Genomic DNA, 15,534 nt, shown 5'->3' with positions numbered 1-15,534 from the left:
AGATCAATAAAGGGCTTTTACGGTTTACTTTTCGTGTATTTTCCATCTTCATCAATATTCAAAATCGTGTTCGTGAACGGGCTTTTGACCCACAGGTTAAATCCCGTTCTATGGGTTTCCAGAATGGGGGTTATCGATTTACCCAGGATATCCTTTGGCTTTACAAAGGCATTATCCCCATCGAACCGCCAGTGCTTTTTTTGATTTTCCCCGGCCCTATAATCCCGATAAAGCTCATAGAGATACCACTTAATATGTTCGTCATTGGGAATGGTAAAGGTGTCCCTATCCCCTACACTTTTATCGGAAAAATAGACATATCCCCAGCGCTCAGGTTCGTGCATATTAATCACTTCCTGAGGGGACCAAACCCAGTTATGTTCGTGAAGAAATTTTCCTGTTTCCTTGTCCTTCTTTCTGGAATACCTACCATTGTTCAGGTCAAAATCCCAATTGACCCTGGAGAAATTCAACCTCCAGAATTCATTCTCGGGAACCTTGTCCGCTCTCCCGGGATCGGTAAAAAAAGACCAGGGTATGGCCATTTCCAAAGACCAGCCCTTATCCATATCTGAGGCATCATTAAGGGTTCCCTCTACATGGACGGCCGTTTGCATCCCCTTGGCATCCCAGGCCCCCAAAACCTTTCCATGATTACGATAGGGTTTGGAAAGAAACAAATCCCAAACCGTATTCAGTGCGTTCACCTCAAATTCATAGTAATTGTGGGTATCCCCATCCGGGTCAATGAAGATTTCAAAATCGTTGTTGTAAAATATAATGGTATCACGCTGTTTTAGGGTTGCCCATACATGGGGCTCTTCCAACTGGGCAAAAAAATAGATATGGGTTTGGTCCCAAACCATTTTCATTCGCGTATCATACCTTGCTCTTTTTTCGCCCTTTATATCAACAAACGGATCTGACCATTCCGCCTTTGACCATGATACCTCATCCGCCTTTCCATCAATGGTTATGGCATCCACTTTGGTATGGGCAATATAGGTTTTGGGGGGGCTTTGTCCATATACCATAACGCATCCCACAAACACAAAAAGGAATCCATAGCCAATAACAGATTTTATATGTTCCCCATTGATCGCCATGGTCACAAACTGTTTGCCTTGGTAAATGCCACCACCTCTGATAAATGGCCAAAAGCCAAACCTGTAACGGTATCTGCTGCCCCATAATAAACGGCCACTTTATCCTCTTTAATGGAATGCAAGGCCGCACAGGGAAAAACTACATTTGGGACATCACCAACACATTCGTAGGGTGTTTGTGGCGATAATAAGTACGGTTGGGTACGATATTTCACCTGATCTGGATTCTCCTTATCCAATATTGCCGCCCCCATGGAATACCGGAAACCATTGCAAGTTCTAATAACCCCATGATAAAACAACAACCATCCTTCATCCACCAAAATAGGGACCGGACCCGCTCCAATTTTTGTGCATTGCCATGCGCTATCCTCAAACGCGGCCACTTTCATGACACAGCGATGTTCCCCCCAATATTTCATGTCCGGACTGTAACTTAGGTAAATATCACCAAAAGCGGTATGGCCATTATCACTGGGCCTGCTCAACATGGCATATTTTCCATTGACTTTTTCGGGAAACAGTACCCCATTCCTATTAAAGGGCAGGAAGGCGTTCTCACACTGGAAAAATGTTTTGAAGTCAAAGGTATACCCTATCCCTATGGTTGGTCCATGGTACCCATTGCACCAGGTAATCCAATACCTATCTTCAATACATACGACCCTGGGATCATATTTATAATCCGATTCGATCATTGCCGTATTGCCTTCCTCAAAATCAATGGGATCGTGTTCTATGTCCCAATGGATTCCATCTTTACTGAATCCGGCAAAAATATTCATCTGCACCGCCTTGTTATCACATCTGAAGACTCCGGCATAGCCTCCTTCAAAGGCAACCACTGCACTGTTGAATATACTGTTTGATGTGGGTATTGCATCTCTTTGCACCACTGGGTTTTCGCTATACCGCCACATCACATCCGTGACTCCTAAAGGTCTTTCCTGCCAGGGTATTTTATTCATTGTTCACAGTTTTAGAGGTTCATCCCCATTATTGAACCAAAAGGTCAATTGGGTATTTTTTTTACACGGTCCAACCAGGTGTATTTTAAAATCAAGGTGGTCGCCAAAAACACAATTAAGGCGATTATAGTTTTGGGATAATCCCTAATCAACAGGTAAATGGGCAGTACGATCATACTGGACTGCCATACAATCCCTATAAGACAGTTCATCATATCCAACCAAAAATCCTTGTTCCTTTGAAAAGTAGTATCCTCTACCCTTAGACAGTTGTACACTGGTCTCCACCAGCCCCAGGGCCTGACACTCTTGTAAAAGGATTTCAAGACCCCCATATCGGTAGGTTTTGTAAAATAAGTACCCAAATAACATCCCAAAAGGGAAAAGCCGAATATTAAGGGGAAGAGATAAATGGCTTGTGTGTTCGATATTTGGTACAGCCAGGAACCTTCCACAAAATGCATTTTGCTCTGATCTAGAAAAAACTGTACTGTGGCAATAAAAAGGCCTGCCAACATGCCCCAAAAGTAACCCCAACCATTAAATCGCCACCAAACCCATTTCAAAAAATTAGCGGCAACATATCCCCCATACAATGCACTACTGATCCATAATGTCAATGAATTGATGGACTCCGCAAAAAATCCCATAAATACCCCCAAGGCCACGACCGCAAATGAAGCCGCATGGCTGATTTTAATGTAATGCCTGTTTGTTGCTTTGGGTTTTACATATTTTTTGTAGATGTCATTGACAATGTAGGCCGAACTGGCATTGACAAAGGCAGAAAATGTGGACATAAATGCAGCTAAAAGCCCTGCCAATAACAAACCTTTGACTCCAACGGGGATATGATCGTTCACTACTTTGGGCAAGATCACTTCCAAATCATCACTGGACAACCCTTGACCAGTACCCATTTCCGGGGCCAATACTACCAGGGCAATCACGACAATTCCGGATATTAAAAGGTATCGGGGGATGTAAAGCACCAAATTGGTAAACCCACTCATATAGGCGGCTTCCTTAACGGTTCTTGTGGACAAAATCCGCTGAAAGTCAAAACTGGGTACTGGTCCCGCAATGCTGGCGAAAAACCCCTTTAAAAGTGACATGCCGACAAATGCCCCAAACATCTTATACCCTTGGGTATCGATCAAATCATCAAAGGCCTTAAATTTCGCATCCCAATGGGTTCCTAATTCCGAACCGAAAAAAATTGTCCGCCATTCTTCTGAAATAACAACATTGATCTCCACATCACTGATGGCAAAAAAGGCATATCCTGCAATAAGAATACCGGCAATAACCATGATAATGTATTGCAAAACTTCTGTGGCCACCACCGAAAACATCCCTCCTTTTACCGTATAGATCGTGGTCAGCGCAATAATGATCAAGGCATAGGACTGTTCAGAGGTCAATAAAAGGACATCCCCTAGTTCCAAAGGAATGTTCCAAGGCAGTATGATCATCAAAAACTTGCCCACCCCTTCAAAGAAATACGCTATAAACCCTACGGCAGATATCACAGCGAAGATGGCAATGATACTATGCGATGCCCTACCGGCTTTTCCGTCCCCAAAACGGGTAAGGATCCATTCCGATCCGGTCATGATATTGGAACGCCTGATCCAAACCGCCAAAAACATCATAAGAAAAACTTGATTGAACACGGGCCATAACCACATGTGCATAAAGCTTTTGGCCCCGTATAGGAACAACATCCCAACCATCCATGTGGTTCCCGATACATCGAACATTCCCGATCCGTTACTAAGACCGAGATAGTACCATTTAATATTCTTCCCTCCCAAAAAGTAGGAATCGAGCCCTTTGGACGCTTTTTTGGATACCCAAATTCCAACCAGAAGGGTCAACAAAACATAGATTACTATAATTGAGCTATCTATTACATCCATATCTTAACCGCAGTCTTTTATGTTCCCCAATTTTTATCCGGGTCCGGGCCCATTTCAAATTCCAACGTACCCCCGGTCATTAGTTCACTATGGGTGATATACGTACGTTGCAACGGTTTCCCGTTGAGTTTAACCGATTGAATGTATTTGTTGATTGATGAAGTATTCTTTGCTAAAATCACAAATTCCAGGGAATCCGTGAGGGATATTGTCGCCTTTTCAAAAATAGGGCTTCCAAGCTCATATTCCCCCGAAGCCGGATTCATGGGATACAGTCCCAAGGAACTAAATACATACCAGGCCGACATTTGGCCGCAATCCTCATTACCGCTCAAACCGTCTGGTTTGGTTGAATACTGTGTATCCAAAATTTGCCTTACCCAATATTGGGTCCGCCATGGTTGTCCTGCCTTGTTGAACATATAGGCAATATGATGACTGGGTTCGTTTCCATGGGCATATTGCCCGATCAAACCGCTTATATCCACAGAAATATTATCCCCTACAATTTCTGAACTTTCCGTGAAGAGTTGTTCCAATTTACCGGTAAAGGCCGCATTGCCCCCATGAAGCTGGATAAGGCCCAACACGTCATGGGGCACAAACCAACTGTGCTGCCACGCATTACCTTCCGTATAATCGGTATTTTCCCTATGGTTGGAAAATTTGGGATCAAAAGGCGAATTCCAGGTTTTTCCGTCAGAGGACTTTCCACGCATAAACCCTGTGGTAGCATCAAAAAGATGGGCATAGGCATTGGAGCGGTCGCTGAAATAGACATAATCTTCCTCATGCCCCAAATCCCTGGCCATTTGTGCAACGCACCAGTCGTTATAGGCAAATTCCAAACTAATGGTAACGGATTCGTCCAATAGGTCATAGGGAATGAATCCATACTCCTTATACGGTTCCAATCCACGTGCGTTCCCCATCATGGTTTTCCGGACCGCTTGGTAAGCCTTATCCACATCATACCCCCTTAGTCCTTTCAAATAAGCCTCCGCAATAACGGATACTCCGTGATTGCCCGTCATGGTATTGGTTTCATTGGCGTAAAGCGTCCATACCGGTAAGGTACCCTGTTCATCGTAATACGTCAACATGGACTGGATAATGTCATTTACTTTTTGCGGTTGTACGATATTGAGTAGGGGATTTTGCGCCCTAAAGGTATCCCAAAGGGATAAAGTGGAATAGGCCTCCCATTCGTTGGTCCGTGCAATACTGTCATTTTGCAAACGGAATTCCCCATTGGTATCATTAAAAAGGACTGGAGCCAATTGCGTATGGTACAGTGCCGTATAAAAAATGGTCTTTAAGGAATCCTGAGGGGTCTCTACCGTAATTTTGGACAGGACCTCCTCCCATTGGTCGTTTGTCGCATTCTTAACAATGTCAAAGGTATGGGGTGTACCGTGCAAGCTTAAATTTTCCTTGGCATTGGCCATGCCCACCGAGGACACGGCCACTTTTAACTCCACCATTTTTAGGGCATCCATGTCAAAAAAGAATTGCCCCCCTGTTTTCACCCCTTTTGCGGAATTCCCCGCATCCACTGCTTTTTGGTCCGCGGTAAATTGTGCGCTGGCTATGGGCATTGAAGATTCGATTGCAAAAAACACCTTTTGATTTTTTGCCCAACCTGTACTATATCGATACCCGGTCAGAAGATGGTTGTTCTCCAAATGGAGGTAACTTTCCGTGGGATCATCCCAATTCACGGCATAGCCCAAATCCACAATAAAAGACGGCGTATCCCCTTCCCCATAAGTGTACTGATGAAAAGCAACATGGGAATTCGCGGTAAGCGCTACCGTAATCTTGGAATCATCCAGCGTTACCCTGTAATATCCCGGTGAAGCAACTTCATTGGAATGGGAAAAACGGGAAATGTAGGGCAAGCTGTCCCTACTTGTACCAAACAGGGTGACATCCATTTTTTTATGGGTGGGCATAAGCAATACATCGGCCAAATCGCCAATCCCGGTGCCACTTAAGTGCAATTGCGCAAAGCCGGAAATTATGGAATCCGAAATGTGATAGCCCGAACACCAATCCCATCCTTCCGTACCATTGTCAGGACTTGGTTGCACCATCCCAAATGGCGCAGTGGCCCCCGGAAAAGTATGCCCATGTCCCCCAGTTCCGATAAAGGGGTCTACATAATCGACCCGTTTTTTGTCGATATTTTGTTTTTCTTCTGTGCAGGAAAGGTTTAAAAAGAGTATTATAAAAAAGAATGAATAGACCTTGGTCATCAAAATCTGATTAGGGTTGGTTGTTTTACAATCATTTAATGGTTTTGCCCAACCTTAAACCGCTGCGTCAACAGAAAGAACAAGTTTGTCCTGAGCGGTACAACTGGCCTAAAACCACGTTACTAAATATTCATAATTTTATTGGGTGGTAGAATAAAATTAGACCAACAACCAGCCCTAAAAGCTAAACAGCAGAAAAACCGTACAAAAAAATACATAAATCGAGCTATGTACATCAATGATAAACTGGAAGATCTTTTAAAGGAAACGACTTCCCCAAAATACAATATCACCTATAAACATCATATCATTTTTTGGGCTACCTATTTCATTCTCAATACATTGAGATGGGGTAGTCTCCATAGTGATTTTGAATATTCGTTAAAAACAAATATCATAGGCTTTCCCATTCACATTGCCCTATCATACTTCAATATTTATTTCCTTATGCCCAAATTTTTGTACCAAAGGAAGTATATCATATACGCTGTGGTAACAATTCTATCCCTATTTGTAATGTTGGTGGTAAAATTCAACCTTACCTATTATTTTGTGGACACCAACGTGATGCCCGAAAGCCCGGGCTACACCGACCATATTACATTGAACTATGCCATCACCACAATGTTTGGGGAACTCTATGTGGTCGCCTTTGCCACCGCGATAAAAATCACCATCGATTGGCTTAGGGAGCATGATAAGCTACATCATGTTGAAAAGCGACAATTGGCTACGGAATTAAAATTTTTGCGGTCCCAGGTTTCCCCCCATTTTTTCTTCAATACCTTAAACAATATTTATTCCCTTACCCTGGAAAAGTCGGACAAGGCCCCGCAGGTCATCCTTAAACTTTCCGAATTGATGCGCTATCTTTTATACGCCACCCGAAAACACAAACAGGATCTTAGAAGTGAAATAGAGTGCATACAAAACTATATTGATCTGGAACGGATACGATTCAATGATCTCCTGCAAATTGACATTGGAATTTCGGGAAATTTGGATAACAAGGTTATTTCACCCATGCTGCTCATTCCCCTAATCGAAAATTGTTTTAAACACGGAGCAAGAAAAAGTATTGATAAAATGTGCATTGCCATAGATATTAATGTATCCAATGGTTTTTTGTATTTTAACGTATCCAATACCATTCCAAAAAGCAGTTCCGATAGCAAGATGGCCACTCGAAGTGGGGGTATTGGATTATCCAATGTAAAAAAGCGGTTGGAACTGGGATATGATTCAAAAGATTATGATCTTGCCATTTTTGAAAAGGACAATACGTTCAATGTAATGCTAAAACTAAAGGTGTGATGGTGCTAAAAGTAATAATTATTGATGATGAACCCTTGGCCATAAATGTGTTAAAAAACTATGTTGAACAGGTCAAACAACTGCAATTGGTCAACACCTTTTCCAATGCTATTGATGCTACTTCCTTTTTACAGGAAAATGAGGTGGACATCATTTTTCTGGATATCAACATGCCTATTTTGGATGGCCTTAATTTTATGGAGGCCCTGCATGTCTCACCAATGGTGGTAATCACCACGGCACATGAGGAGTACGCCCTGAAGAGCTTTGAACTGGAAGCCATAGACTATTTGGTCAAACCCATACCCTTTCCGCGGTTTTTAAAAACCATAAACCGTATCACAAACCTCTACCAGAACACCGCCAAATTTGGTACGCCCACTTATATGGAAAGGCCCAGCATTTTTGTGAAGGTAGATAAGAAAAAACTCCAAAAAATCTATATCGATGAAATTGTGGTCATTGAAAGTTTAAAAGATTATATACGAATAAAGACCACCTCGGCAAAATATATCATCCACAGGACATTGGGCAGTTTTACCGATGAATTGCCGGCGGACAAATTCATAAGAATACACCGGTCGTATACCATTGCCATTGATAAAATTGAAGCCATTGAAGGCAATAGCTTGAGTGTTGATGGGATTCGATATACCATCGGGCGAAGTTACCTCAGCGATGTAAAGGGCCGTATCTTAAACGATACCACGTTCCAAAGTGATGACCAACATTGAATCCCTTTAAAGATGGACGTATTACCAAACCCTAAAAATAACTCCTCAACCAAACATACCATTCTTAAGGGACAGGATCCGACTAATTCCTTCATTTAAAGATTTGCCCTCCAATACCCCCTATTTTTAAGAAAGACGCATTTTTTTGTTAAAAAAACAATGAATTCCGTTTTTTTTCCTAAGTTTGGGCATTCCTAAACCGCTTTAGTTTTTATTGACAGCCTACTGGGATTTTTTTATTTCATAAGTAACTAAACCGGTTTAGTAAAATTGTTGACATGAAGAGGGTATTCTTAAAAGATATCGCCAAAGACTTGAATGTTTCAAAAACAACCGTTTCCCTTGTGCTCAATAACAAAGGGGACGAAAACAAAATCAGTCAGGATACCCAGCAAAAAATAATCGCCTATGCCAAGGAGCATAGCTACGTACCCAATCAACTTGCACGAGGCCTCAGTCGGGGGAAAAGTGAAACCATAGGACTGGTAATTCCAAACATTTCAGATATTTTTTATGCCAGAATTGCAGGTTTTATCGAGAGAAAAGCCAAAAAACTTGGATACACAGTTATTTTCAGTAGCTCTTATGAAGATCCAAAAAAGGAGGGGGAGCTCATACAATCCATGCTCAACCGCCAGGTTGATGGTTTGATCATTGCCTCTACACAGCAAAACCGGGAAGAGATTCAGTCCTTGAAGGCGAACAACTTTCCCTTTGTCCTTATCGATCGGCACTATCCCGATAGTGAGACCGATTATGTCATTGTCGACAATTTTGAAGGAACCAAAAAAGCGACGGCGCACCTGTTGTCATTGGGGAGGCGAAAAATAGGTTTTGTAACCCTAAAACCAGGTCTGGAAGTCATTCGGCAACGCTTATTGGGGTATCAAAAGGCCCTGGAAATCTTTGGAATTGCACCTATTGACGAACTGGTCCATGAGGTAAGTCGTGAAAATTACAAAGAAGAAACGGTAAATGGAATAAAGCAACTGGTTCAGTTTCCCAATGCCGTTGATGCCATAGTTTTTGCAACACATTATTTGACCGCTGCGGGATTACGGGAATTGAAACGCCTTAATATCAAGGTGCCCCAGGAAGTGGCTATTGTAAGTTTTGATGAATTGGAGGCCTTTGACCTTACCGATCCGGCGATTACGGCTGTGACCCAACCCGCCGCGGATATTGGAAATGTGGCCGTTGATATTTTGATGGATAAAATTAGAGGAGACGCTCCCCCAACCCAAATGGGTAGGGTATTGGATATTGAACTGGCCATACGCAGATCGTGTGGATCCGTTTAGAAATACATTTTAGACATGTTAACTAAACCGATTTAGTCATAAACGATAAACCAAATGGAAGAAGCTATTTTATTAGTTAAGCAACATGTTCAACAATTTGAGCATATGTAAAAACCACTCGTAATATGGATTTATTGGAGCGATATCACATAAAAGAAGCCGGTTTTCATCCTTTCTTGATAAGGGATAGCTGGCAAGTGGGCAAGTTGAACTATAATGTTGCGGAGCACCATATCAATAATCTGAGTCGCCTTACCATACATCACCATACGGACAGGGCATTGTCATTGCTTAAAGGTAAAGGTGTATTGATCACGATTGGCGATAATGACAACCACAATATTATGGTGATGGAGCGTGGTACGGCCTATAATATTCCCAAAAACCTTGGCTATGCCATTATCATGCAAAAAGGTGGTGAACTATTTAGCGTAGAAAGACCCCATACGCATACCGACGATACCACACATCATTATTTGGACAAAGAACAGGTAAAAATGATACAAGAACACATTTATCAAGTACTAAAAGACCTATCATGAGCACTAGTAAACCCTTGTGGAAAAACGATGATGAACTTTTCAAAATTGCCAAAACAGAGCTATTTGTGGCTTTGGTCGGGGACATTTTGGACAAGCTCGGATACGAACACCAATTCCTGCCCCCAAACATAAAACCTTTGAGTGATGATTTTGTAGTGATAGGCAGGGCCATGACCGTTTTAGAGGCCGATGTATTTGCCGAGGTTTCAAAAGACACCAAAAATCCCCTTATGGAGAAACCTTTTGGACTCATGTTCGAAGCATTGGACAGTCTAAGGAAAAACGAAGTATACATCTGTACCGGGGCATCGCCCAACTATGCCCTTTGGGGAGGATTGATGAGCACCAGGGCCATAAAACTGGAAGCTACGGGCGCCGTACTTCATGGATGGTCCAGGGATACGCAGGAAATATTGAAGCTCGGTTTCCCTACCTTTTCATATGGGGGCTATGCCCAGGACCAGGGTCCCAGGGGCAAAGTAATCGACTATCGGGTTCCCATTGAAATTGAAGGCACAAGAATACACCCCGGAGACATTATTTATGGCGATAGGGATGGTGTCCTTGTGGTTCCCAAAGAAGTGGAAACCAAAGCCTTTAGTGGGGCCATAGAAAAGGCAAGAGGGGAACAATTGGTTAAAAAAGCCCTGGAAAATGGGATGAGCACGGTTGAAGCTTTTGAAAAATTTGGCATTATGTAACCGGATACGGATATCGTTTTTGGAATAGTAGTTATGAAACCTAAAAAACCGAATTATTTACTGGTCATCAGTTTTGTCTCCACCATTGGGGGGTTCCTTTTTGGATATGATACCGCAATTATTTCAGGCTGCAACACCTTTTTGCAACAGCACTTTGAATTGTCGGCCACAACACTCGGTTGGGTGGTTTCATCGGCACTATTGGGAACCATTTTTGGTTGCATTGTTGCTGGGACCATTACCGATGCATTGGGAAGAAAAAAAGCGCTCATCTTGGCCGCTACCTGTCTTACCATATCGGCACTGGGCTCCATGTTGCCTCCACAATTTTTGGGTGACTTGGAGAATGCGGTCTGGTTCACTGCCGATGCGAATTTTGCTTTTAATGTTTTGGTCGGGGTACGTATTATTGGGGGTATTGGCGTAGGGATAACCTCCGTGGTAGCGCCAATTTATATAGCGGAACTCGCACTACCGGAAAATCGGGGCAAAATGGTTTCCCTGTACCAGCTCTCCATAACCCTGGGTATCCTTTTGGCCTTTATGGTCGATTGGTTGGTGCTTAATCAAGCTGGGGAGGCCGCGGGTGTCATATCGGAAGGATATTCCGGCCTGTGGAACTGGTTGTTTGTGGACGAGCTATGGCGGGGCATGTTTGGCACGGAGATTCCCATTGCCCTATTGTTCCTCATACTATTGTTTACGGTACCTGAAACCCCAAGATGGCTTATCACCAAAGGAAGGTATAAGGAAGCCGAAGCAATTATGGTAAAAATCAATGGAGCGGCGTATGCCACATCAAAACTGGCCAAAATAAAGGATATGGTCAAGGAGGACAACGCTGGATTCAAAGAACTTTTCAAACCGTTTTTGCGCATACCCCTTTTGATTGGTATCCTGCTTCCAATGTTCTCACATTTGAGTGGTATTGCCGCCATTATGTATTTTGCCCCCAACATTATCAATGAGTCCATACAAAGTGTTGAAAGTGCTTTTTTGGGAGCCGTCCTGGTCGGTGTCGTAAATAGCGCCTTTACTTTTGTGGCCATAGCGAACATTGAAAAGTTTGGTAGAAGAAAGCTCTTGTTGATAGGGGTAACCGGAGCGTTCATTTCATTGTTCGGAGTAGGCATATTATTTGCCCTGGGCTCACAATTTGTGATTATTCCCCTACTGCTGTACGTAGCCAGTTTCGCCTTCTCTTTCGGGCCTATTGTATGGGTGATCATCAGTGAAATCTTTCCAACCCGCATACGGGGGTTGGCCGTTTCCCTGGGTAGCCTATCATTAATGGTAACCGGTTTTGTCATCACCTTGACCAATCCCATTTTAATTGAGACCGTGGAAGCATCCGGCACATTTTTCATTTATGCCCTCCTGACACTTCCGGCCATTGGGTTCATATGGAGATTTGTTCCGGAGACCAAGGGCAGGACCCTGGAGGAAATAGAAAAATATTGGCGTGGAAAAATTAGTACAACCAATGATGGAAACGCTTTTAATGGTCAAAATACGAGCATAAATGATTGAAACATTTAACATTATGGAAAAGGGGTACCACCCTTTTTTGATACGGGAAGGATGGCAGTTGGCTCAATTAAACTTTATGGAAGAACAGCATATTGATCATATTGCCAAATTGGATGTCCATTTAAAAACCGATGAGGTTTTTGTAGCCTTGGAGGGTAACGCGGTTTTGATTGCAGCCGCCCTGGTGAACGGTGAACCTGAGTTTGAATTGGAACTGATGGAACATAACAAACCCTATAATGTCCCCAAAAATACCTGGCACAACATTGCCATGAAGGAAGGGAGTCAGGTACTTATTGCCGAAAAAGCGGATACCCATATTTCCGACTTTGAGTTTTACCAACTTACGCAGCACAAACGCATGGAATTAAGGAACAAGGTCAATGCACTATTTGATTTGGCCGGTCAAAAACCATTGGTGAAATGATGAAAATAGATTTATCCAAGCAAAATGTCCTGGTTACAGGGGGAAGCCAGGGAATAGGTGCCGAAATCTGTAGAACAATGGCGGCTTGCGGTGCAAATGTGTTCATTAACTATTACAGCAATAGGGATAAAGCCGAGGTGTTGGCAGAAGAAATACGCAGTGAACACGGAGTGAAGGTGGTCTGCGGAGGTGCCAATGTAGGCGATGCAAAAGAAGTGGAGGCTATGTTTCTTGAAATGGACAATGCTATGGGGAGTCCAAACATTTTGATCAATAATGCAGGTAGTGAAAGTGTTGTCCATGTATTGGATATGGAAGAAACGGAATGGGATAGGGTGGTCCAGGTTAATTTAAAGGGACCCTTTCTCTGTTCGCAACAAGCAGGTAGGCGAATGGAAAAAAATGGGGGCGGAGTCATCATTAACATATCCTCAATTCACGATGCCGTACCCAGAAAAGGGCTGATCCACTATTGTTCGGCCAAGGCGGGTCTGAAAATGTTCTCCAAATGCCTGTCATTGGAACTGGCCGATAAGAACATTCGGGTGGTTTCAGTGGCACCGGGAGCGATAGAAACGAACATGAACCGGTCGGAAATAGCCAAATTCGGCAAACACAAATTTGAAAAATGGATTCCCCAGGGTAGAATTGGCAACGTAAAGGATGTAGCCCATACGGTTGCTTTCCTGGCCAGTGACCTTGCCAGCTATGTTAACGGGGCCGACCTCTACGTAGATGGGGCCTATATGAACCATACGGTACAATACGACCCCAGACCTAAAAGAAATAACGTATGAACCTTGGTACACAATGTCAGCAATAATTAGATTGAAAGGGATAGCATGGGATCACCCAAGGGGATATGAACCCCTTAGGGCCACCTCAAGGGCATTTACCGAGACGCACCCAAATGTCCGAATTGAGTGGGATGCCCGTACCCTAAAGGAATTTGGTGATATGCCCATAACCGATCTAATGGATACCTATGATTTGATTACGATCGACCATCCCTATATAGGACAAGCTTATGCCGATGGCCTGTTGTTGTCTTTACAAGAACGATTGCCCAAAACTGTTTTGAAAGCGTTGGAGGAACAATCGGTGGGGCCAAGTTTCAGGTCGTACTTCTACAACGAAGAACTGCTTGCGCTACCAATTGATGCCGCTGCATTGGTCGCGGCATCACGAAAGGAATTACTATCCAAATGGCAGTTGGGACTTCCCCAAACAAGGAAAGAACTATTTGATTTTTATAAAAAAATACCTCAAGACCATGCAGTGGCATGGCCCTTATGTGCTACCGATCTTTGGTGTACGTTCCTGACCCTTTGTGCCCAGGATACAGGGGGACATTTCATCAAGAATAGGGAAATGGATGAAAAAGTAGGAAGTCGTGTTTTGGACGAACTCAAGCACCACTTGGATTTCCTGCATCCAAAGTCCTTGACCTGGAATCCCATACAGGTTTTGAATCATATGGGAGCAAGGGATGAGATTGTTTATGTTCCTTTCCTTTTTGGATATACCAATTACTCCAGAATGGGCTATGCCCAAAATCTGGTTCATTTTAGTGATAGTCCCACCAATCCGAAGCATTCCGTTTCCACCATATTGGGAGGGGTGGGCCTGGCCATTTCATCAAAATGCAAACATGCGGATGAGGCCGTGGCCTATACGGAATATGTAGCCCGGGCAGAAACCCAGAAGGGAATTTTCACGGCAAATGGAGGGCAGCCTGCAAATCTTGTGGCGTGGCATGCCCAAGGCAATAATAAATTATGCAACAATTTTTTTGTCAACACGCTAAAAACCATGGAAAACGCATATGTAAGACCACAACACAAAGGCTGGAACCTGTTTCAAGAAGAAGGGGCGGACCTACTGCATAAGGGGCTGCTTGAAACCATGGATTCATCCAAAGTCGTCAAGGAATTAAATCAATTGTACCAAACCTTACATTAAAATGGGCAAAACCTATACACATATTACAACGGAAATTTCAAAGAACGTAGCCACCTTGCGTTTCAATCGACCAGAACAGCTCAATGCAATGAACCGGGAAATGATGGACGAAATCATTGATGGCATTGAAACCATTAATGCCGATGATCGGGTACATGTCGCGATCATCACGGGTCAGGGACGGGCTTTTATGGCAGGGGCCGATATCAAAGAATACGGAAGCCAAACCCCGGAGCAGTTCAAATCGTTCCAGGACAGGGGTATACAACTCTACGATTCCATCGAAAACGCACCACAGCCCTGGATTGCTGCGGTTAATGGATATGCCCTCGGTGGTGGGTTCGAAATTGCCCTGTCGTGTGACATGATTTTGGCTTCGGAAACGGCAAAAATGGGGCTCCCCGAAGTTTTCCTAAGTCTTGTCCCAGGTGGTGGGGGTACCCAACGTTTGATCCAAAGAATTGGAATCAATAGGGCCAAGGAGATGTTGTTCACGGGCGGGCAATATACGGCATCCGTACTATTCGAATGGGGCATTGTCAACCATGTTTACCAAACCCATGAATTTGATGCCGAGGTGCTCCGCTTTGCCCAAAAATTGACCCGTAGGCCATTGGGCGCCTTAAAAGAATTGAAACGATTGGCCCATTTGAGCCTATCCCCCCTACCCTTTCACCAAAAAATAACTGAAGAGGGCAAAACGGTATCCCATCTGTTTCATGGGGCCGAAGCCAAAAAGGCCATTCAGGATTTTATAGATAAAACATAA

At 43.5% G+C, this 15,534-nt stretch carries 14 protein-coding genes; 10 read left to right on the top strand and 4 right to left on the bottom strand.

Going from position 1 to position 15,534, the window contains the following annotated elements:
- Nucleotides 1-17 precede the first annotated feature (17 nt).
- The 4 genes from L0P88_RS18335 to L0P88_RS18320 are packed head-to-tail and all read right to left on the bottom strand — an operon-like array spanning nucleotide 18 to nucleotide 6,254.
- Nucleotides 18-1,106: a carbohydrate-binding family 9-like protein gene (locus tag L0P88_RS18335; RefSeq protein ID WP_247131359.1), complete on the bottom strand. Its 1,089-nt coding sequence runs from the start codon at nucleotides 1,104-1,106 to the stop codon at nucleotides 18-20.
- A gap of 2 nt (nucleotides 1,107-1,108) precedes the next feature.
- Nucleotides 1,109-2,074, bottom strand: coding sequence for a glycoside hydrolase family 130 protein (locus tag L0P88_RS18330; RefSeq protein ID WP_247131358.1), 966 nt, complete (start codon nucleotides 2,072-2,074; stop codon nucleotides 1,109-1,111).
- A 44-nt stretch (nucleotides 2,075-2,118) separates the two neighbouring features.
- A complete protein-coding gene (locus L0P88_RS18325; RefSeq protein WP_247131357.1) occupies nucleotides 2,119-3,996 on the bottom strand; it encodes a sodium:solute symporter family protein in 1,878 nt (625 codons plus the stop codon).
- Nucleotides 3,997-4,013: 17 nt separating this feature from the next.
- On the bottom strand, nucleotides 4,014-6,254 hold the full coding sequence (locus L0P88_RS18320; protein ID WP_247131356.1) for a GH92 family glycosyl hydrolase: 2,241 nt from the start codon (nucleotides 6,252-6,254) through the stop codon (nucleotides 4,014-4,016).
- Between the two features lie 228 nt (nucleotides 6,255-6,482).
- Here L0P88_RS18320 and L0P88_RS18315 point away from each other — a divergent pair, with 228 nt between their 5' ends.
- The 10 genes from L0P88_RS18315 to L0P88_RS18270 all read left to right on the top strand — a co-directional run bounded on the left by L0P88_RS18315 (nucleotide 6,483) and on the right by L0P88_RS18270 (nucleotide 15,534).
- On the top strand, nucleotides 6,483-7,568 hold the full coding sequence (locus tag L0P88_RS18315) for a sensor histidine kinase (protein WP_247131355.1): 1,086 nt from the start codon (nucleotides 6,483-6,485) through the stop codon (nucleotides 7,566-7,568).
- Nucleotides 7,568-8,302, top strand: a complete 735-nt coding sequence (locus L0P88_RS18310; RefSeq protein ID WP_247131354.1) for a LytR/AlgR family response regulator transcription factor — start codon at nucleotides 7,568-7,570, stop codon at nucleotides 8,300-8,302. Before L0P88_RS18315 ends, L0P88_RS18310 begins: the two co-directional genes overlap by 1 nt.
- A gap of 278 nt (nucleotides 8,303-8,580) precedes the next feature.
- Nucleotides 8,581-9,603, top strand: a complete 1,023-nt coding sequence (locus tag L0P88_RS18305) for a LacI family DNA-binding transcriptional regulator (RefSeq protein ID WP_247131353.1) — start codon at nucleotides 8,581-8,583, stop codon at nucleotides 9,601-9,603.
- 125 nt (nucleotides 9,604-9,728) lie between these two features.
- A complete protein-coding gene (locus L0P88_RS18300; protein ID WP_247131352.1) occupies nucleotides 9,729-10,145 on the top strand; it encodes a hypothetical protein in 417 nt (138 codons plus the stop codon).
- Complete coding sequence (locus tag L0P88_RS18295) at nucleotides 10,142-10,846, top strand: RraA family protein (protein WP_247131351.1); 705 nt, start codon at nucleotides 10,142-10,144, stop codon at nucleotides 10,844-10,846. The genes L0P88_RS18300 and L0P88_RS18295 overlap by 4 nt, the downstream gene beginning before the upstream one ends.
- Before the next feature lie 33 nt (nucleotides 10,847-10,879).
- The gene (locus L0P88_RS18290) at nucleotides 10,880-12,376 is read left to right on the top strand and encodes a sugar porter family MFS transporter (protein ID WP_247131350.1); all 1,497 of its coding nucleotides are present in this window, start codon (nucleotides 10,880-10,882) and stop codon (nucleotides 12,374-12,376) included.
- Nucleotides 12,369-12,803 carry a hypothetical protein gene (locus L0P88_RS18285; protein WP_247131349.1) on the top strand — a complete coding sequence of 145 codons (435 nt, stop codon included), beginning with the start codon at nucleotides 12,369-12,371 and terminating at the stop codon, nucleotides 12,801-12,803. The genes L0P88_RS18290 and L0P88_RS18285 overlap by 8 nt, the downstream gene beginning before the upstream one ends.
- Nucleotides 12,800-13,600, top strand: a complete 801-nt coding sequence (locus L0P88_RS18280; protein ID WP_247131348.1) for an SDR family NAD(P)-dependent oxidoreductase — start codon at nucleotides 12,800-12,802, stop codon at nucleotides 13,598-13,600. The genes L0P88_RS18285 and L0P88_RS18280 overlap by 4 nt, the downstream gene beginning before the upstream one ends.
- A gap of 13 nt (nucleotides 13,601-13,613) precedes the next feature.
- Nucleotides 13,614-14,765 (top strand): extracellular solute-binding protein, encoded by a 1,152-nt coding sequence (locus L0P88_RS18275; RefSeq protein ID WP_247131347.1) that lies wholly within the window; start codon nucleotides 13,614-13,616, stop codon nucleotides 14,763-14,765.
- 1 nt (nucleotide 14,766) lies between these two features.
- Complete coding sequence (locus L0P88_RS18270) at nucleotides 14,767-15,534, top strand: enoyl-CoA hydratase/isomerase family protein (RefSeq protein WP_247131346.1); 768 nt, start codon at nucleotides 14,767-14,769, stop codon at nucleotides 15,532-15,534.

Source organism: Muricauda sp. SCSIO 64092 (assembly GCF_023016285.1).
Taxonomy (GTDB): Bacteria; Bacteroidota; Bacteroidia; order Flavobacteriales; family Flavobacteriaceae; genus Croceivirga.
Note: the sequence above shows the minus strand (reverse complement) of the source record. Positions and strands in the feature narration are given on the sequence as shown.